At 71.5% G+C, this 19,394-nt stretch carries 11 protein-coding genes; 6 read left to right on the plus strand and 5 right to left on the minus strand.

Annotated features, from left to right (window positions below; all coding sequences use genetic code 11):
• Positions 1-58: 58 nt before the first annotated feature.
• Genes OG896_RS28450 through OG896_RS28470 form a run of 5 tightly spaced genes read right to left on the minus strand, consistent with a single transcriptional unit; the run spans position 59 to position 3,280 of the window.
• The gene (locus OG896_RS28450; RefSeq protein ID WP_329369892.1) at positions 59-739 is read right to left on the minus strand and encodes a phosphopantetheine-binding protein; all 681 of its coding nucleotides are present in this window, start codon (positions 737-739) and stop codon (positions 59-61) included.
• Positions 736-1,287 carry a ferritin-like domain-containing protein gene (locus tag OG896_RS28455; RefSeq protein ID WP_328463503.1) on the minus strand — a complete coding sequence of 184 codons (552 nt, stop codon included), beginning with the start codon at positions 1,285-1,287 and terminating at the stop codon, positions 736-738. The genes OG896_RS28450 and OG896_RS28455 overlap by 4 nt, the downstream gene beginning before the upstream one ends.
• A 49-nt stretch (positions 1,288-1,336) precedes the next feature.
• A complete protein-coding gene (locus OG896_RS28460) occupies positions 1,337-2,179 on the minus strand; it encodes an aminoacyl--tRNA ligase-related protein (RefSeq protein WP_329374339.1) in 843 nt (280 codons plus the stop codon).
• Positions 2,179-2,418 carry a hypothetical protein gene (locus OG896_RS28465; protein ID WP_329369895.1) on the minus strand — a complete coding sequence of 80 codons (240 nt, stop codon included), beginning with the start codon at positions 2,416-2,418 and terminating at the stop codon, positions 2,179-2,181. The genes OG896_RS28460 and OG896_RS28465 overlap by 1 nt, the downstream gene beginning before the upstream one ends.
• Positions 2,408-3,280, minus strand: coding sequence for a diiron oxygenase (locus OG896_RS28470; protein ID WP_328463511.1), 873 nt, complete (start codon positions 3,278-3,280; stop codon positions 2,408-2,410). The genes OG896_RS28465 and OG896_RS28470 overlap by 11 nt, the downstream gene beginning before the upstream one ends.
• A gap of 278 nt (positions 3,281-3,558) precedes the next feature.
• On the opposite strand from OG896_RS28470, the gene OG896_RS28475 reads away from it, so the two are divergent.
• The 6 genes from OG896_RS28475 to OG896_RS28500 all read left to right on the plus strand — a co-directional run bounded on the left by OG896_RS28475 (position 3,559) and on the right by OG896_RS28500 (position 19,358).
• Complete coding sequence (locus OG896_RS28475) at positions 3,559-5,187, plus strand: AMP-binding protein (RefSeq protein ID WP_329369897.1); 1,629 nt, start codon at positions 3,559-3,561, stop codon at positions 5,185-5,187.
• A gap of 490 nt (positions 5,188-5,677) precedes the next feature.
• Positions 5,678-6,637: a 3-oxoacyl-[acyl-carrier-protein] synthase III C-terminal domain-containing protein gene (locus OG896_RS28480; protein WP_329369900.1), complete on the plus strand. Its 960-nt coding sequence runs from the start codon at positions 5,678-5,680 to the stop codon at positions 6,635-6,637.
• Positions 6,638-6,743: 106 nt separating this feature from the next.
• Positions 6,744-7,787: an SDR family oxidoreductase gene (locus OG896_RS28485; protein ID WP_329369902.1), complete on the plus strand. Its 1,044-nt coding sequence runs from the start codon at positions 6,744-6,746 to the stop codon at positions 7,785-7,787.
• Entirely contained in the window at positions 7,784-8,335 is a 552-nt protein-coding gene (locus OG896_RS28490; protein ID WP_328463503.1) for a ferritin-like domain-containing protein, read from the plus strand. Before OG896_RS28485 ends, OG896_RS28490 begins: the two co-directional genes overlap by 4 nt.
• A gap of 99 nt (positions 8,336-8,434) precedes the next feature.
• A complete protein-coding gene (locus OG896_RS28495; protein WP_329369904.1) occupies positions 8,435-9,652 on the plus strand; it encodes a cytochrome P450 in 1,218 nt (405 codons plus the stop codon).
• Between the two features lie 145 nt (positions 9,653-9,797).
• Positions 9,798-19,358 (plus strand): type I polyketide synthase, encoded by a 9,561-nt coding sequence (locus OG896_RS28500; protein ID WP_329369906.1) that lies wholly within the window; start codon positions 9,798-9,800, stop codon positions 19,356-19,358.
• Positions 19,359-19,394 lie beyond the last annotated feature (36 nt).

Consider the following 19,394-nt stretch of genomic DNA (forward strand, 5'->3'; position numbering starts at 1 on the left):
TCAGCCTCCGAGATCGAACGGGTACCGGCCGGCGCGGCGGCCGGCCGGGGTGGGGTGGTCATGCGGCGGATTCCTGAAGCAGCTTGACGAGTTCGTCGAGGCTGTCGATCTCGCGGAGGCGGGCCTGGGTGAAGACGGCGTCGAACTCCTCCTGGAGGTCGACGATCATCTCGACCAGCATGAAGCTGTCGGCTGCCAGGTCCTTGATCAGGGTCTGCGGGGTGAGGTCGCTCTCGGGTACGCGCAGTACCCCGGCGACGCGGGTGGCCACGGTCTCGAAGCTGATCGTGTTGGCGGGCATGGGCTCCCTCGAAAGGCTGGCGGCGACTGTGAGCCAGCCGCCGAGGTGTCGGGCCGAAACGTGGTGGTAAGCCGGGTCGTCTGCCCGGTAGTCGCGGAGCATCCGGGTCGCGTTGGCCGGGTCGGCCTTGAACATGGCCTCCTTGACCGTCCACAGCCGCAGCAGGTCGTCGTGGGGCTCGTCGTCCCGCAGGTAGAACCGCGCCGTCGCCGGGCGGACCGGCTGGTCGTGTTCGAGGTCGACGCCGACGCCGGCGGCCGAGCCGCCGACGAGGACCGCGGCCACCCCGGCGCGATCGGTGTGCGTGACCGAGGCGCGCGGGTGCGGGAAGCGGTAGCCGGCCGGGTCACCGGGCAGGCCGGCCACCGCCGCCGCGATCCGCAGCGCCTGCCGGCCGGCGCGGGGCCGGTTCACCGTCGCGACCAGTACCCGGATCACTGGTTGGCGAAGCGTTCTTCGAATTCGGCCATGGCCTTGCCGTAGATCTCGACGTCGGCGGCGGTGTAGCGGGCGAGGGTGTCCTCGATCTCCTGCTTGCCGTAGCGTTCTTCCATGCTCTGCAGGGCTTCGCGGACGTAGCGCACGTGCCAGCGTTCGTCGAGCATGATCTTCTCGATGGTGGCGCGGACGGGTGCGGGGGTGTTCTCCTCGCGCAGGTGCTGGTTGTAGTGGCCGATGGTGCGCTTTTCGAAGACCAGGGTGATCGCCATGACCTCCATGAGGCTGGCGGGTACGCCGACCGCGTCCATGTACCGGTCCTGGTAGGCGTCACGCATCGGGATGGCCCGCTGGTCGAGGCTGTCGATGCAGTCCGTCCAGTACGAGGCGTGGGCCGACTCGTCGGCGAAGTGGTGCGTCACGTCCTTCTGCAGCGGCCCGCGGATCGTCCGCGCCACCCGCCCGAAGAACATCGCCCCGCTCATCTCCGAGGAACGGTAGAAACTCGCTATCCACAACTCGTTCTCGGACAGTTGGATGTCACTCACGACGTCCTCTCCCATCGGGTGCGCCCGAGGGCGTGTCGCCCCGGGTCGGTTACGACGACGGCCACTTGGCGACCACCTCCGCGGCGAGCGCGGGCAGGTCGGGCCAGGACCGGGGGTCGTCGCCGTGCGTGTCGAGGATCGCGAACAGCCAGCGCTCCAGCCCGAAGGCGACGCATGCCGAGTGCGCGTCCTGCCCTGCCCTGGTGATGCCGAACGCCTCGCCGAAGTGCTCGTGATGCAGGTTCACCGACGAGATGGCCAGGTCCCCGTAGGTCGCCTCGCGCTTGACGGGGCTGAGCTTCTGCATCAGGAAGGCCGGGTTCTGCTCCGGCTCGAAGAACGGGTCGGTCGCGTGCTCCCACGAGACGTCGAGCCCGGCCAGTTCGAAGATCCGGGTGACGGCCTCGGTGGTGCGCTGCGCGAACAGCGCCGTCTCCTCGGCGGTGCCGAGGCAGACGATCTCCCGCATGGTGAACGACCACTGCCGGCGCAGCGGCACGTAGACCGTCTCGCGCCGGTAGCAGGTGTTCACCGTCGTCAGGTACAGCGGCTCGGCGAGGGTCTGGGCCTCGTGCGCCGGGTAGAGGTGGTAGCACGCGGCCGGGGTGAGGATCTCGGTGGCCGGCCCGAGGAAGGGCCGGGGGTCCTGGTCCGGATCGCCGGCGAACCCGCTGATGGCGTCGGGGTCGAGCCCCACCGCGAAGGTCGCCTGATGCGGGAACGAGCGCAGGTAGCCGGTCTTGCGCAGCACGGCGGCCGGCAGCGTGGACGGATGGCGCTCGGCCTCGGCCCCCCACACACCCGCCAGTTGGACGAACGCCGCGTCCGCTTCCCCGGCCAGCCGCAGCAGGTCGCCGGAGAGCGACGCCTGCCCGGAGGCGTGCCAGTGCATCACGACCGGGTCCCGAAGCGCGTCACGAGCGTGTCGATGTCGCGGAAGTCGGTCGGGCGCAGGTCCTCGACCTCGATCGGTGTGCCCCGCAGCCGTTCCATCAGCAGCAGGAGCTCCGGGATGTGCACGGACCGCAGGGTGCGGTCGGCGAAGATCGGGGAGTGGTCCGTGACCTTGACACCCGACTTCTCACTGACCCACGCGCGCAGCTCGGCGCGGAAGTCCGACTCAGAAAGCATCGACTGGCTCCTCGGGAAGGATCTTTTCGGTGGCGAGGAATCCGAGGCACTTGGCGGTGACCGCGCGACGGTGTTCCCGCTGGTGGGCCGAGTGCCAGGCGGATTCGGCCACGTCCCAGGGGTCGGCCAGGCCGGCGTCCGCGTACACGTCGGGGTTGTAGTACTCCCGCCAACTGCTGGTGATGAACGCCGCGAGGTAGCCGCGCACGTCCTCCACCGTCTGCGGGTCCCACGTCTGCGTCCGCCACAGCTCGGTGACCAGCTGGCGCCCGAAGATCAGGTGCCTGGCCTCCTCCACGTGGTGGTTGCGGTTGATGTACCTGGCCACCGTGTGCAGCCGCTCGTCGCGCGCCTGAATCCAGTTGTAGTGGTCCACGATCTCCTCGAAGATCATGGTCTTGGCGAAGAAGAGGAAGTCGCCGACATCCCTCGGCACTTCCTCCTCGTTGACGGAGAACTGCCGGCTGCGATACACCTGGGCATACCTGGTGCAGAATCCGCCGAAGAAAATGCTGTGCTTGTTCTCCTCGTCGAGGAAGTGGTGCAGGTAATCGGCTACCTGTATCATTTCCTTCCGGTAGAGACGCTCCGCGAGGCCGGCCATCAGCCCCTTCTCGCCATGGATGTTGAGGCTGTAGAAGTTCACCGCCTCACAGAACGCGAGCCGTTTGCGGCCGGCCTCGGACAGCGCGTCCCACTCCGGGGTGCCGACCAGGCTGAGCAGCTCAGGAGTGGAGAACCAGTCCTCTTCCGGCTGGACGGTCTCCGGCCACTCCAGGGCGGTGTAGGGGTTCTGGTAGGAATGCTGGGAGACCTCACTGAGTCGCCGAGCCACTACCGCGACGGATTCCGCGAGGCTCATGTTCCGTCCCCCGCGCGCCCATGCAGTCGATCACTCATGTCGCCTCCTGGGGCGGAAATCGCGTCGTCGTCACGGCGTGGATTGCCGTTGACCGTCACGTGGCACTCGAACGAATCGATGTCGAGAGGTTTCAACATCGAGCTCCCGTCTTCGCACCAGACCTGTTGCCTGGCAGCGCGAATTGTGTGGCCGGAATCATCGACGAGGGTGAGCGTAGGCCGGGTGAGTCAGGCAAATCCCTAGTCAATATCGGCGCCGTGTCGTGCAGGATGGGGCACATGTCGATACTTGGGTGGCTGAGCGCGCCGTCCCCCGGCCGCGGCGTGTGGTTCGCCGGGGAACGGGACGGCTGGGAGCGGGTCGAGTACGCGGAGCTGGCCGAGGACGCCCGCGCGGTCGCGGCGGACCTGGCCGCGCGGGGCGTGGGCCGCGGCGACGTCGTCGCGATCGCCCTGCCGGGCAGCCGCGACGGGCTCGCCGCGCTCTTCGGCGCCTGGGCGGCCGGCTGCGTCGCGACGATGCTCCCGGTGCCGGGCTACGGCGCGGGCGCGGAGTACACCGCGCACACGGCCGCGATCCTCGAACAGGCCCGCCCGGCCGTGACGTTCGCCGACGCCGAGTCGGCGCCCCTGCTGGAGAGCGTGGCGCAGGTCAGCGAGGTACGGCGGGACGCGAGCGGCGCGGGGACCGTGCAGGAGCCGGCCCGGGTCGCGGTGCTGCAGTTCACCTCCGGCACCACCCGCAGCCCGCGGGCCATCCAGGTCACCTGGGACAACATCGTCGCGAACTTCGCCGTGCTGTGGCGCTGGATGGAGTGGAAGGACGGCGACGGGATGGCGTCCTGGCTGCCGTTCAACCACGACATGGGCCTGCTGGCCTGCGTGATGACGGCCGCGCGGCAGGGCGACCTGTGGCTGATGCGGCCCGACCAGTTCATCCGCGGGCCCGAGCGCTGGCTGGCCTCCCTGGGCCCCGGCAAGGCCGCGCACGCCGGGGCGCCGTCGTTCGGCTTCGGCTACGTCGCGCGCCGGCTGCGGCCGGAGCAGTGGGCGGAACTCGACCTGTCCGGGTGGAAGAGCGCCATCGTGGGCGGGGAGGTGCCCGACCCCGGCGCGCTGCGCGCCTTCGCGGCCGCGGCCGCCCCCTCCGGGTTCGACCCCGCCGCGATCCACCCCGCCTACGGGCTGGCGGAGAACACCTCCGCGTGCACCGCCGGCGCGGTGGGCCGCCCCGGGCGGGTGCTGCGGCCGGACTGGGAGCAGATGCACTTCGGCGAGCCGGTCCGGGTCCTGGAGACCGGCCTCCTGCTGCCGCCGCCCGGCGCGCTGACCCCCGACGCCGCCGACGGCGCCGGGTGGCTGGCCGGGCAGGGCTGGCCGCTGCCGGTCGACGCGGTCGGGGTGGAGATCGCGGACGCCGAGGGGACGGCCCTGCCGGAGGGCTCGCTCGGCGAGATCGTGATCACCGGCCGGTCGGTCGCCGACGGCTACGTCGGTGACGAGCCGTTCGACGGGCTGCTGCGCACCGGCGACGCCGGCTTCGTGCACGACGGCGACCTGTACGTCCTGGGCCGCATGGGCGACAGCCTCAAGGTCCGGGCGCGCACCGTGTACGTCGAGGACCTGGAGCTCAAGGCCCGCGAGGCTGCCGGCCTCAACCGGCTGGCCGTGGTGGCCATGAGCGACGGCGGCCGTCCCGGCATCGCCGTGTTCGCCGAGTCCACGCCGGGCCCCTGGGCCGACAAGGTCACCCAGGCCCTGCGGACCGAACTCGGCCCCGACCCCGAGATCGCCGTCATCGCCGGCGAGCGCGGCCTGATCCGCCGCACGTCGAGCGGCAAGCCGCAGCGGCGGGCGATGTGGCAGCTGTGGTCGGCCGGGAAGCTGCCCGGCACCCGGCTCATGTGACACCGCCGGCACCCGCGGGTGGCGCCACGCAGCAGTCGGCGCCCCGGACCTGGGACCCGCGGCCGTAGGTCCGTGGCGCGGAACGGCAGTCGGCAGTCGGCAACCGGCATCCGGCAAGTCCGCGGCCCGGAAGCGTAGTCGGCAACCGGCGGCGCCCAAGTCCGCGGCCCGCAGCCGTGGTCCGCGGCTCGCGGCCCCCAAGTCCGCAGCCGGTAGCCGGTCGTGAGGACGGCCGCGGGACTCGGCCGGACTCGGCAGGACCCTCTGCCGGACCCGGTCGGCCCGTCATCGGCGAATGCCGTCGATCACGGGTCCGGCGCAGTCGCCGGCACCGCGCGGAAACACCCGGGAAGCACCCTTCGGCGCGGCACGGTCCCGAAACTGACTAGGGATTTGCTTGAACCGCCGGACATATGCTCGTCCCATCGATGATTCCGACCACACAAATTCGCGGAGCCAGACAACGGCCCGGCGCGAAGACGGGAGCTCGATGTTGGAATCTCTCTACATCGATTCGTTCAAGTACGCGCTCGGCGAACGGAAAAGCCACGTCAACGATTCCGCGGCGGCGGGCAGGCTTTTCTCCTCCGCCGAGGATATGAAGGCGGCAGGATTCCGCTGGCACTACATGTGTGAGCCGGGAACCTCGGCTTATGACCTGGCCTGTGCCGCGGTCCGCCCGATAGCGGACCGGGCGGCCGGCGCCGACGCCATCGTGTACGCCACCTGCCTGCCGCTCAACGGCAACCTGGGCAGCGACGAGGAATGGCGCACCAGCCGGGACGTCAAGCACCTGATGGACTTCCCGGTGAGCAGGCTCCAGGCGGACTTCAAGCTGGACGGCGCGATCGCGATCGGCCTCAACCAGCAGGCGTGCACCTCGATGCTCGGCTCGTTGCGGATCGCGGCCGCCATGCTCGCCAGCGAACCCACGTGGCAGCGCGTCCTGTGCGTGACCGCCGACCGGTTCCCCGAGAACGCGGTCTACGAGCAGGCGTACAACATGATCTCCGACGGTGCCGCCGCCTGCGTCGTCAGCAGGGAACCGACCGAAGGCGCGTTCCGCCTCCTCGCCAGCCACCAGATCACCAACGGCGGCCTGGGCATGGCGAGCGACGACGAGACCGTGGGCAGCTACTTCAGCTACATGCACCGGCTGATCGCGCAGACCCTGGAGCGGGCGCAGCTGAAGGCCACCGACCTGGACTGGGTGGTCACCCAGAACACCAACGACGTGGCCTGGACGGTCCTCGCCCACCTGTTCAAGATCGACACCGAGAAGGTGGTGAGCGTCACGCTGCCCGACGCCGGGCACGTGATCTCCGCCGACAACGTGCTGAACCTGACGGCGCTCGTCGAGTCCGGGCGGATCAAGTCCGGCGACCGGCTGCTGCTGACGATGGCCGGGTTCGGCCTCAACTGGCAGTCCACCATCCTGGAGGCGGTGTGAGCGCCCGGCGCCGTCCCCTGGAGCAACCCGCCCGCCCGCCGCGGAAGTTCCGCCTCGTCCGGCACGAGGCGGTCTGCCGTGTCCGCCTCGCGGAGGTGACCGACTCATGACCGTCCTGGTAACAGGCGCCGCCGGCTACGTGGGCGGACTGATCGTCAAGGCACTGCGGGAGCACGGCGGCTACGGCGACGTGCTCGCGTACGGCCGCGCCGAGGCGGACCTCACCGTGCCCGGCGTGCTGGACTCCGTCCCGACCGCCGGCATCACGCACATCGTGCACGCCGCCGCGGTGACCAAGTTCGCCGTCGACCGGGACACCGCGAAGGCAGTCAACATCGGCGGCACCGAGCAGGTCGTCGGGCTGGCCGAGCGCTGCCCCGACCTGGAGCGCATCGTCCTGCTCTCGACGCTGTACACCGCCGGGCTCGCGACCGGCGACATCGCCGAGGAACCCGCCGGCGCCGTCGAGGAGCCCCGCGCGGCCGCCGGCGAGGACGACGACAGCACCGACGTCGTCCACTTCGCCAACTACTACGAGTGGTCCAAGCACGCGGCCGAGCGCCTGGTCCTCGACAGCGGGCTGCCCGCCACGATCGCGCGGGTGCCCACGATCATCGCCGACGACGACAGCGGGCACGTCAGCCAGTACAACGCGGTGCACAACACGCTCAAGCTGCTCTACTACGGCCTGCTGTCACTGATGCCCGGCCTCGCCGACGTCCCGGTGGCGCTGGGCACCGGGGAGTTCACCGTCAACGCGACGATGGCGCTGCTCGACGCCGAGCCCGGCTACTACCACGTGTGCCCGGACCTGGAGCAGACCCCGAGGCTCGGCCGGATCGTGGACCTGATGTTCACGGCGTTCGAGCAGGACACCAACTTCATCAGGCGCCAGATCCTGCGCCCCCTGCTGGTCGACGAGGCGGCCTTCGCCAACCTGATCAACGGGCTGCGCACCCTGCCGCACGGACCGGTGCTCGACGCGCTGGAATCGGTGTCGCCGTTCTCCTCGCAGCTCTTCCGGCCGAAGGTCTTCGGCAACACCAGGCTGCACAAGGCGTGGCCCAACTACCGCGCGCCGGACGCGGACACGCTGGTGTCGCAGACCGCGGAGTACCTGGTGCGCACCCGATGGGGGAGGACGTCGTGAGTGACATCCAACTGTCCGAGAACGAGTTGTGGATAGCGAGTTTCTACCGTTCCTCGGAGATGAGCGGGGCGATGTTCTTCGGGCGGGTGGCGCGGACGATCCGCGGGCCGCTGCAGAAGGACGTGACGCACCACTTCGCCGACGAGTCGGCCCACGCCTCGTACTGGACGGACTGCATCGACAGCCTCGACCAGCGGGCCATCCCGATGCGTGACGCCTACCAGGACCGGTACATGGACGCGGTCGGCGTACCCGCCAGCCTCATGGAGGTCATGGCGATCACCCTGGTCTTCGAGAAGCGCACCATCGGCCACTACAACCAGCACCTGCGCGAGGAGAACACCCCCGCACCCGTCCGCGCCACCATCGAGAAGATCATGCTCGACGAACGCTGGCACGTGCGCTACGTCCGCGAAGCCCTGCAGAGCATGGAAGAACGCTACGGCAAGCAGGAGATCGAGGACACCCTCGCCCGCTACACCGCCGCCGACGTCGAGATCTACGGCAAGGCCATGGCCGAATTCGAAGAACGCTTCGCCAACCAGTGATCCGGGCCCGAGGCCGGTCCGGCCGGCTCCGGGAATCCGCCGCACGACCGCTCACGGCCCCACCGCCACCGTGAAACAGGCAACTTGAGGAGTCAGCGTATGGACGCCAGCGAGATTCTGGGGGAGCTTCTCACCCCTGAGGGCCGCGATGATCCCTATCCGCACTACGCCGCCGCGCACGAGCTGGGGTCCGTCGCCCCGCTGGGCGACAAGCTGTGGATGGTGCCCGGCTACGACGCGATCAACGAGACGCTGCGGGCCGGCGAGTTCGGTCCCTGGGACGACCGGTACAACCGGCTGTTCACGGCCGCCGAATGGAAGCTGCACCCGTCGGTGATCGCCCTGACCAACAGCATCCTGGACACCAACCCGCCGGACCACACGAGGATGCGCGACGTGATGGCCCGGGCGTTCAGCGCCCGCCGGGTCGCCGCGCTCGAACCCATGATCCGGCAGATCGCCCGGGACCTGCTCGACGAGATGGCCGAGGAGGCGGCGGACGGCTCCCCGGTCGACTTCATGGACCGGTTCGCCTTCAACCTGTCCGTCGGCGTGGTCGGCGAGCTCTTCGGCATGCCGAAGGAGGACTGGCCGCGGTTCAAGCAGCTGGCCAACGACTGGACGCTGGTCTTCGAGGTGACGCCGACCGAGGAAGACACCGCCATCGCCGACACGGCCTACGCGGAGTTCGAGAAGTACTTCCAGGACCTGGTGGCCAAGCGCAGGATCGAGCCGGGCGACGACCTGGTGAGCGCCGTCGTGGAGATCACCGACCAGGAGAACGCGCCGCTGACCGCGGAGGAACTGGTCTGCAACCTCGGCGTGGTGCTGGCCGCGGGGATCGAGACGACCACGCACATCTTCGGCAACGGGCTCAACCTGCTCTTCAAGCACCCGGAGGTCGCCGCCGGGCTGCGGGCGAAGGAGATCTCGGCGGACAACTTCGTCGAGGAGGTTCTGCGGTTCGACTCGCCGGTCCAGCTCATCGCCCGGGTCGCCCGGGAGGACGCGGAGATCGCCGGCACCACGATCCCGATGGGCGAGTGGGCGCTCCTCGCGCTCGGCGCCGGCAACCGGGACCCGAAGCGCTACACCGACCCCGACCGCTTCGACCCGACCCGCACCGCCATCCAGCCGGTGTCCATGGGCGCGGGCATCCACCACTGCCTCGGTGCGCCGCTGGCCCGGCTGGAGGGCGCGGTGGCCTTCTCCGAGCTGCTCGAACGGTTCCCCCACATCGCGCCGGCCGGTGAGCCGACCCGACGGGACCGCCTGACGATTCGCGGGTACGAGAACCTGCCCGTGACCCTCGGCTGACGTCGAAAGCGGCAGCGTCCGGCCATGGCCGCCGTGTTCGGTGAAACGTGCACGGCGGCCGCCGACGGGACGGGCCGGCCGAGAACACACCGGAATCATTCCCGGCTCCTGTCCTGGTGCCAGTCGGACCTCTGTGGAGAAATCGATGACTGAATCCCCCACTGGTAGCGGAGCGAGCATCGCGATAGTCGGCATTTCCTGCCGGCTGCCAGGAGCCGCCACCCCGGACGGTCTCTGGGAAATGCTTCGCGACGGCCGGCACGCCATGGGAATGGCGTCCGACAAGAACCGGGCGTCGATTCCGGCCGGCGTCGACTGGCCGGGCGGATTCGTCGACGACATCGACGCGTTCGACGCCGGGTTCTTCGGCGTCTCCCCGAACGAGGCGGCGGCGATGGACCCGCAGCAGCGCGTCGTCCTGGAGCTGTGCTGGGAGGCGCTGGAGGACGCGGGCATCGTTCCGGCCGGCCTGTCCGGGAGCCGCGCGGGCGTGTTCCTCGCCAGCATCTCCAGCGACTACGCCACCTTGCTGGCCCGCCGGCAGGGGGACGTCAACCGCTACACGCTGACCGGCCTGAACCGGGGGATCATCGCGAACCGGGTCTCCTACAGCCTGGGCCTGCGCGGGCCGAGCCTGACCGTGGACTCCGCGCAGTCCTCCTCGCTGGTCTCGGTGCACCTGGCCGCCGAGAGCATCCGGCGCGGCGAGACGGACCTGGCCCTGGCGGGCGGGGTCAACCTCATGCTGGACCCGGGCAGCACCGCCATGACGGAGCAGTTCAACGCGCTCTCCCCGGACGGGCGTTGCTACACCTTCGACGCCCGCGCCAACGGCTTCGTCCGGGGCGAGGGCGGCGCCGTCGTCGTCCTCAAGAGCGCGGAGCGGGCACAGGCCGACGGCGACCGCATCTACGGCCTGATCCTGGGCAGCGCCGTCAACAACGACGGCCGCACCGACGGCCTCACCGTGCCCAGCGAGCAGGCGCAGCGCGACGTCATCCGGCTGGCGGTCCAGGCGGCCGGCGTCCGGCCGGACGACGTCCAGTACGTCGAACTGCACGGCACCGGCACCAAGGTCGGCGACCCGATCGAGGCGGCGGCGCTGGGCGCCACGCTCGGCGCGGGCCGGCCGGCGGCCACGCCGCTGCTCGTCGGCTCGGTGAAGACCAACATCGGGCACCTGGAAGGCGCGGCCGGCGTCGCCGGGCTGCTGAAGGTGCTGCTCAGCATCGAGCGCCGCCGCGTTCCGGCCAGCCTCAACTTCGAGCACCCCCACCCCGCCATCCCGCTGGCCGAACTCGGTCTGAGCGTGCAGCGTGCGGAAGGGCCGTGGCCGGAGGAGCAGCACCGGCTGATAGCGGGGGTCAGCTCCTTCGGCATGGGCGGCACCAACTGCCATCTCATCGTGGCCGAGCCGCCGTCGGCCGAAGTGCCGTCCGCTGAACTCCCGTCCGCTGAACTGCCGTCCGCTGAACTCCCGTCGGGCGAGCCGCTGTCGGGCGAGCCGCAGACGCGGACCCGGCCGGCCGTTCCCACCGACCACGTCGCCGCGCACGGCTGGCCGCTGTCCGGCCGTACCGCGCCCGCGCTGCGGGCACAGGCGGGCCGGCTGCGCGCGCACGTCGAGTCGCGGCCCGGCGTGCCCACCGCCGACACGGGTCTGTCCCTCGCCACCACGCGCCAGGCGTTCGAGCAGCGCGCCGTCGTCCTCGGCGCCGGCCCCGCGGAGTTCCGCGCCGGGCTCCAGGCCCTGGAGACCGGCGACCAGGCGGCGAACGTGGTGGAGGGCACCGCCCGCGCCGTCGGCGGGACCGTCTTCGTCTTCCCCGGGCAGGGCTCGCAGTGGGCGGGCATGGCCCGGGAGTTGCTGGACACCTCCCCCGTCTTCGCCGAGCACCTGACCGCGGCCGCGCAAGCGCTCGCCGAGTACCAGGACTGGTCGGTGCTCGACGTGGTGCGCGAGCTGCCCGGGGCCCCGTCGCTGGACCGGGGCGACGTCGTGCAGCCGGTGCTGTTCGCCGTGATGGTCGCCCTGGCCCGCCTCTGGCAGGCGCAGGGCGTCACCCCGGACGCCGTGATCGGGCACTCCCAGGGCGAGATCGCCGCCGCGCATGTCGCCGGCGCGCTGTCCCTGTCCGACGCCGCCGCCGTCGTCGCGCTGCGCGGCCAGGCCCTCAACGCCGTGGCCGGCCTCGGCGGGATGGTGTCGGTGGCCGAGCCGGTCGACGCGGTCCGCGGCCGGATCGCCGGCTACCCCGGCCTGCTCGGCGTCGGCGCCGTGAACGGCCCCGGCAGCACCGTGGTCTCCGGTGACCCCGCCGCGCTCGTGGAGTTGATGGCCGCGTGCCGGGCCGACGGCGTCCGCGTCCGCGAGGTCCCGATCGACTACGCGTCGCACTCACCGCAGGTCGACGCCATCGAGCAGGACCTGCTGCGGCTGCTCGGCTCGATCCGGCCCCGGCGGGCGGAACTGGCCTTCTACTCGACCGTCACCGGTGGCCTGCTGGACACCACCGAACTGACCGCCGCCTACTGGTTCCGCAACCTCCGCCAGACCGTCGAGTTCGAGTCGGCCGTCCGGGCCGCGCTCGCCGACCACCACCGTGCCTTCGTCGAGACCAGCCCGCACCCGGGACTGGTCGGCAGCATCGGGGAGACGCTGCGGGACGCGGGGGTCACCGACTCGCTCGCGACCGGAACACTCCGCCGCGGCCACGGCAGCCTCCGGCAGTTCTTCACCGCGGTCGGCCAGTACTACGTGCAGGGCGGCGCCCTCGACTGGGAACCGGCGCCGGGCGCCGCCAGCCGCGTCCCCCTGCCGACGTACGCCTTCCAGCGCGAGCGCTACTGGTTCGCCGTCCCGGACGCGTCCGACGGCCGCCCGGGCGGGGCGGCGGAGGTCCTGCCGCGGCCGGCCGAACCGGCCCGGCCCGACCGGGAGCCCGCCGCGGACACCGCGGGCCGCACCGAGGACCTGGTGGGCCTCGTCCAGAAGGCGACCGCCATCACCCTCGGGCACGCGGCACCGGGCGCCGTCGACGTCACCCGGACGTTCAAGGACCTCGGGCTCGACTCGGGGGCCGCGGTCGAGCTGCGCGGCCGGCTCGCCGCAGCCACCGGCCTCGAACTGCCGGACACGCTGGTGTTCGCGCATCCGACGCCGGCCGCGCTCGCCCGTCACCTGCGCGCGGAACTGGCCGGGGACACGGCCGCCGGCACGGACCTCGACCAGCCGGCCGGGCCGCCGGCGGCGAGCTCGGAACCGCTGGCGATCGTCGGGATGGCCTGCCGGTACCCCGGCGACGCCAACTCGCCCGAGTCGCTGTGGGAACTCGTCGCCGGCGGCCGTGACGCGATCGGGGAGTTCCCCGACAACCGCGGCTGGGACCTGGCGGCGCTCTACGACCCGACCCGGGGCCGCTCGGGCACCTCGTACACCAGGAACGGCGGCTTCCTGCACGACGCGGACGAGTTCGACCCGGACTTCTTCGGGATCAGCCCCCGCGAGGCGACGGCCATGGACCCGCAGCAGCGGCTGCTGCTCGAAACGGCCTGGCAGGCGCTGGAGGACGCCGGCATCGACCCCGCCACGCTGCGCGGCGGCCAGGTCGGCGTGTTCACCGGGGTGATGGCCCAGGACTACGGCCCGCGGCTGCACGAGCAGGCCGACGGGTACGACGGCTACCTGCTGACCGGCAACAGCCCCAGCGTCGCCTCCGGACGCGTCGCCTACGCGCTCGGCCTGCACGGCCCCACGTTCACCGTGGACACCGCGTGCTCCTCCTCGCTGGTGGCGCTGCACCTCGCCGCGCAGGCGCTGCGCTCGGGCGAGTGCACGCTGGCGCTGGCCGGCGGGGCCACCGTCATGGCCAGCCCCGGGATATTCGCCGAGTTCAGCCGGCAGAGCGGCCTCGCGACCGACGGCCGCTGCAAGGCGTTCTCGGCGGCGGCCGACGGCACCGGCTGGGCGGAGGGCGCCGGGGTCCTCGCGGTCGAGCGGCTGAGCGACGCCAAGCGGAACGGCCACCGGGTCCTGGCGCTGCTGCGCGGCTCGGCCGTCAACCACGACGGCGCGTCCAACGGGCTTACGGCGCCGAGCGGTCCGGCCCAGCAGCGGGTGATCCGGGCGGCGCTGGCGTCGGCCGGGCTCGGCCCCGCCGACGTCGACGCGGTGGAGGCACACGGCACGGGCACCCGGCTGGGTGACCCGATCGAGGCCGAGGCGTTGCTGGCGACGTACGGGCAAGGCCGCGACGCCGAGCGGCCGTTGTGGCTCGGCTCGATGAAGTCGAACATCGGCCACACGCAGGCGGCCGCCGGGGTGGCCGGGGTGATCAAGATGGTGCAGGCGCTCCGGCACGAGGTGCTGCCCGCGACGCTGCACGTGGACGCGCCGTCTCCGCACGTGGACTGGGAGTCGGGTGCGGTCAGGCTGCTGACCGGCGCGCGGCCCTGGCCGGTCGGGGAGCGGGTCCGCCGCGCGGGCGTGTCCTCCTTCGGGATATCCGGCACCAACGCCCACGTCATCCTCGAAGAAGCGGCCGAGGAGGCTCCGGAGCCCGAGGCGGTCACCGGGACCGGGGGGCCGATCGGGGCCGGCGACCGGACCGAACCGCCGTTGGTGCCGGTGGTGGTGTCGGCGAGGGATGAGGTGGGGTTGCGGGCGCAGGCGGGTCGGTTGCGGGAGCATCTGCTGGCGCGGTCGGAGCTTGGTGTGTTGGATACGGCGTTCTCGGCGGCGACGACGCGGGCGCATTTGGAGCATCGTGCTGCGGTGTCTGCTGGTGATCGTGAGGGTTTGTTGGCGGGGTTGGTGGCGTTGTCGGTGGGTGAGCCGGGTGTGGGGGTGGTGCAGGATCGTTCGGTGTCGGGGAAGACGGTGTTTGTTTTTCCTGGTCAGGGTGCGCAGTGGGTGGGTATGGCGGTGGGGTTGTTGGATTCTTCTGTGGTGTTTGCGGGGGAGGTGGCGGCGTGTGATGAGGCGTTGGGTGGGTTGGTGGATTGGAGTGTGGTGGAGGTGTTGCGGGGGGTTGAGGGTGCGCCGTCGTTGGAGCGGGTGGATGTGGTGCAGCCGGTGTTGTTTGCGGTGATGGTGGGGTTGGCGGCGTTGTGGCGGTCGTGTGGGGTGGAGCCGGATGTGGTGGTGGGGCATTCGCAGGGGGAGATTGCGGCGGCGTATGTGGCGGGGGGTTTGTCGTTGGTGGATGCGGTGCGGGTGGTGGTGTTGCGGTCGCGTTTGGTGGGGGAGTTGTTGGCGGGGTTGGGGGGGATGGTGTCGGTGGGGTTGCCGGCTGGTGAGGTGGCTGAGGTGGTTGCGGGGTATGGGGGTCGGGTGTCGGTGGCGGCGGTGAATTCTCCGCGGTCGGTGGTGGTGTCGGGTGAGGCGGGGTTGTTGGAGGAGTTGTTGGAGGGGTGGAAGCGGGAGGGGGTGCGGGCGCGGCGGGTGCCGGTGGATTATGCGTCGCATTCGGCTCAGGTGGGGGTGATGGAGGAGGCGTTGTTGGAGGTGTTGGCGCCTCTTGTGCCGGTTTCGGGGCGGGTGCCGTTCTATTCGACGGCGGTGGGTGGGTTTGTGGGGACGGAGATGTTGGATGGGGGGTATTGGTTCAGGAATTTGCGTGGGCAGGTGGGTTTTGAGGGTGCGGTGCGGGAGTTGGTGGCGGAGGGTGCGGGGTTCTTTGTGGAGATGTCGCCGCATCCGGTGTTGGTTTCTGCGGTGTCGGAGACGGTGGGTGAGGTGGAGGGTGGTGATCGGGTTCGGGTGATCGGGTCGTTGCGGCGTGGTGAGGGTGGTCCGGGTCGGTTCGCGATGTCGCTTGCTGAGGCGCATGTGGCGGGTGTGGGGGTGGATTGGTCCGCGTTCTTTGCCGAGAGTGGCGGTCGGCGGGTTGATCTGCCGGGGTATGCGTTCCAGCGGTCGCGGTATTGGCTGCCGGTGGGGGCCGGGGGCGGTGATCTGGCGGGTGCTGGGTTGGCGCGGTTCGGGCATCCGATGCTGTCGGCCGCGGTGCGGGTCGGCGACCGTGACGAGTGGGTGTTCACCGGGCGGGTATCGCAGGAGGCCCAGCCGTGGACGCGCGATCACGCGGTGTTCGGCATGGTGATCGTGCCGGGGGCCGCGCTGGTGGAGTTGGCGCTGGCGGCGGGGGCGCGCGCGGGGTGCCCGGTCGTCGAGGAACTGGTGTTGCAGGTTCCGTTGCTGCTGGCCGAGGGCGCGGCGCTCGATCTCCAGGTCACCGTCGGAGCGCCGGACGAGGACGGACGCCGTGACCTCGCGATCTACACCGCGCCGGGTGAGAGCGGTGGGCAGGAGGCCGCCGCCCAGCCCACCTGCCACGCCCGCGGCAAGCTCGGCTCGGAGGTCGAGGCTCCCGCGGTGCCGTTCCCCGCGTACTGGCCGCCGGAGGGCGCCGTCGCGGTGCCGGTCGAGGGGCTGTACGAGCGGCTGTCGGAGGCCGGTTACGAGTACGGGCCGCTGTTCCAGGGCTTGCAGGCGGCCTGGCGCGACGGCGAGCAGGTCTACGCCGAGGTGGTCCTGCCGGACGACCACGCCGGTTCCGGCCAGGGGTTCGGCATCCACCCGGCGCTGCTGGACGCCGCGTTGCACGGCAGCCTGCTGGAGATGCAGGCCGGCTCCCCGGTGGGCCTGCCCTTCGCGTGGTCGGGGATCAGGACCGGGCCGGCGTCCGGGCCGCGGGCCCGGGTCATGCTCACTCCCACGGGCGACTCCGCGTTCCGTATCGACATGGCCGACGACTCGGGGGCCGTGATCGCGGCGGTGGACGCCGTCGCCTTCCGTCCCGTCGACCAGGCGCAGCTCGAACGCGCGCAGGGCAACGGGCAGGACAGCCTCTTCACGGTGGAGTGGGTCCCGGTCCGGGCGGCGGACGACGCCGGGTTGGTGCCGGCCCTGGTGCCGGTGGCCCTGCTCGGCGGACCGGCCGGCCCCGGTGAGCGCTACGCGGATCTGGACGCCCTGGAGTCGACCCTGGCCGCGGGCGCGGCGGCGCCGGACGTGGTGGTCGCCACGGTCGGTGCCACGTCAGGTCCTGGCGACGAAGCCGACGCCGCACGGGCGGTGGCGGCGCGGACGCTGGGTCTGGTGCAGGGGTGGCTGGCCGCGGATGCGTTGTCGGGTGCGCGGTTGGTGCTGGTGACGCGGGGTGCGGTCTCGACCGGTGGGGAGGCGCCGGATGTGGCGGCTGCTGCCGCGTGGGGTCTGGTGCGCAGCGCGCAGTCCGAGCACCCGGGGCGGTTCGTGCTGGTGGACCTCGACCCGGCCCTGGCCCCGGCCCTGGACCCGGAGTCGGACCTGGAGGCTGTCGGCGGGAAGGCGGAGCCGGACTGGGCCACGCTGGCCCTGCTCGACGAGCCGCAGGTGGCCGTGCGTGAGGGACGGGTGCTGGCACCCCGGCTGACGCGGGCCACCGTGCCCGCCGAGGGGCCGTGGCGGTTGGCGTCGGTCGCGAAGGGATCGCTGGAGGGCCTGGCCCTGGTTCCGTCCGGTGCCGATCGTCCGCTGGCGGCGGGCGAGGTCCGGGTCGCGGTGCGGGCCGCGGGGCTCAACTTCCGTGACGTGCTGATCGCGTTGGGCGTGTACCCGGGTGACGCGCCGCTCGGCAGTGAGGCGGCGGGGATCGTCCTGGAGACCGGTCCCGGGGTCACGGACCTGGCGCCCGGTGACCGGGTGATGGGCCTGATCCTCGAGTCGTTCGGTACGGCGGCGATCGCGGATCGGCGGATGGTCGCGCCGATGCCCGAGGGCTGGTCGTTCGAGCAGGCGGCCGCGGTGCCGGTGGTGTACCTGACCGCCTATTACGGGCTGGTGGACCTCGGCGGGTTGGCGGCCGGGGAGCGGGTGCTGGTGCATTCCGCGGCTGGCGGTGTCGGGATGGCGGCGGTGCAGATCGCCGCGCATCTGGGTGCGGAGGTCTACGCGACGGCGAGTCCGGCGAAGTGGGATGCCGTACGGGCCCTGGGTGTGCCGAGCGAGCGGATCGCGTCGTCGCGTGACCTGGAGTTCGCGGAGGTGTTCGCGCGGGAGACCGGCGGTGCGGGTGTGGATGTGGTGCTGGACGCGTTGGCGGGTGAGTTCGTTGACGCCTCGCTCGGGTTGTTGCCGCGGGGTGGGCGGTTCCTGGAGATGGGGAAGGCGGATGTTCGCGACCCGCAGGCGGTGGCCGAGGCTCATCCGGGTGTGGAGTACCGGGCGTTCGACTTGTTCGAGGTCAGTCCTGAGCGGCTGGGGCAGATGCTCGGCGAGATTCTGGAGATGCTCGACGGGGGCATGTTGTCGCACGCGCCCATCCGTACTTGGGATATCCGCCGGTATGCGGAGGCGTTCCGGTTCCTGCGGGAGGGGCGTAACACCGGCAAGGTGGTGTTCACGGTTCCGCAGCCGGCGGACCCGGGCCACGCCGTACTGGTGACGGGTGGCACCGGGGGTCTGGGTGCGCTGGTGGCACGGCACTTGGTCACTGCCGGTGGTGCGCGGCATCTGGTGCTGGCGTCGAGGCGGGGTCTGGAGGCGCCGGGCGCGGGTGAGTTGGTCGCGGAGTTGGAAGCGGCCGGGTGCCGGGTGCGGGTCGCTGCGTGTGATGTGGCGGACCGGGAGCAACTGTCCGCTCTCCTCGGTTCGTTGGAGGTTCCGCTGGCGGGCGTGGTGCACGCGGCCGGCGTCCTGGACGACGGAGTGGTGGCGTCGCTGAGCCCCGAGCAGTTGGACCGGGTGATGCGGCCGAAGGTCGACGCGGCGCTGCTGCTCGACGAGTTGACGGCCGGCACCGACCTCCAGTCGTTCGTGCTGTTCTCCTCGGTGGCCGCGTTGATCGGCAATCCCGGGCAGGGCAACTACGCCGCCGCCAACGCCGTACTGGACGCGGTCGCCGCGCGGCGCCGGGCGCAGGGCCGTCCGGCCGTATCGCTGGCCTGGGGCCTGTGGGAGACCCGCACCGGGATGACCGGTGAGCTGGACGACGCCGACCTGACCAGGCTGAACCGGCTGGGTCTCCAGCCGCTGCCCACGGAGCTGGGGCTCGAACTGCTCGACGCGGCACAGCGGGTGGACGCCGCGCTGGTCGCCCCGGTCCAACTGGACCTCGCCTCGATCCGGGCGCAGGCCCGGCAGGGGATGGCGCCGCCCTTGCTCGCCGGACTCGTACGGGTCCAGGTCCGGCAGGCCCGGGCCGCGAGCGGGAACGGGTCGCTGGCCTCCCGGCTGGCCCAGGTGGGACGGGAGGACTGGGAGCAGGTGACGCTGGACCTGGTGACCGCGCAGGTCGCGGCGGTGCTCGGGCACGCGTCGGGATCGGCGGTGGACCCGGGCCGGGCCTTCAAGGAGCTGGGCTTCGACTCGCTCTCCGCGGTCGAACTGCGCAACCGCCTGACCCAGGCGACCGGCCTCAAGCTGCCGACCACGCTCGTCTTCGACCATCCCACCGCGATCGCCGTCACCCAGTACATGATCCCGGTCGCCATGCCCGGCACCGTGCCGAACGGCCGCCGCTCGTCGGAAGAGGACGAGATCCGGGACGTGCTGACATCGATCCCGATCAACCGCCTGCGGGCGTCGGGACTGCTCGACGCGCTCCTGGAACTGGTGAACAGCGCCTCGGACGACGGCTCGTCGGCGGAGGACAGCACCGAGTCGATCGACGACATGGACGCCGCGGCCCTCATCCGGATGACCGAAGAGACCGCAGTTTAAGCACAAGCGTGCCAACCGACTTACCCCCGCTTTGCG

It is taken from the genome of Streptomyces sp. NBC_00669 (assembly GCF_036226785.1).
In the GTDB taxonomy this organism is placed as follows: Bacteria; Actinomycetota; Actinomycetes; order Streptomycetales; family Streptomycetaceae; genus Actinacidiphila.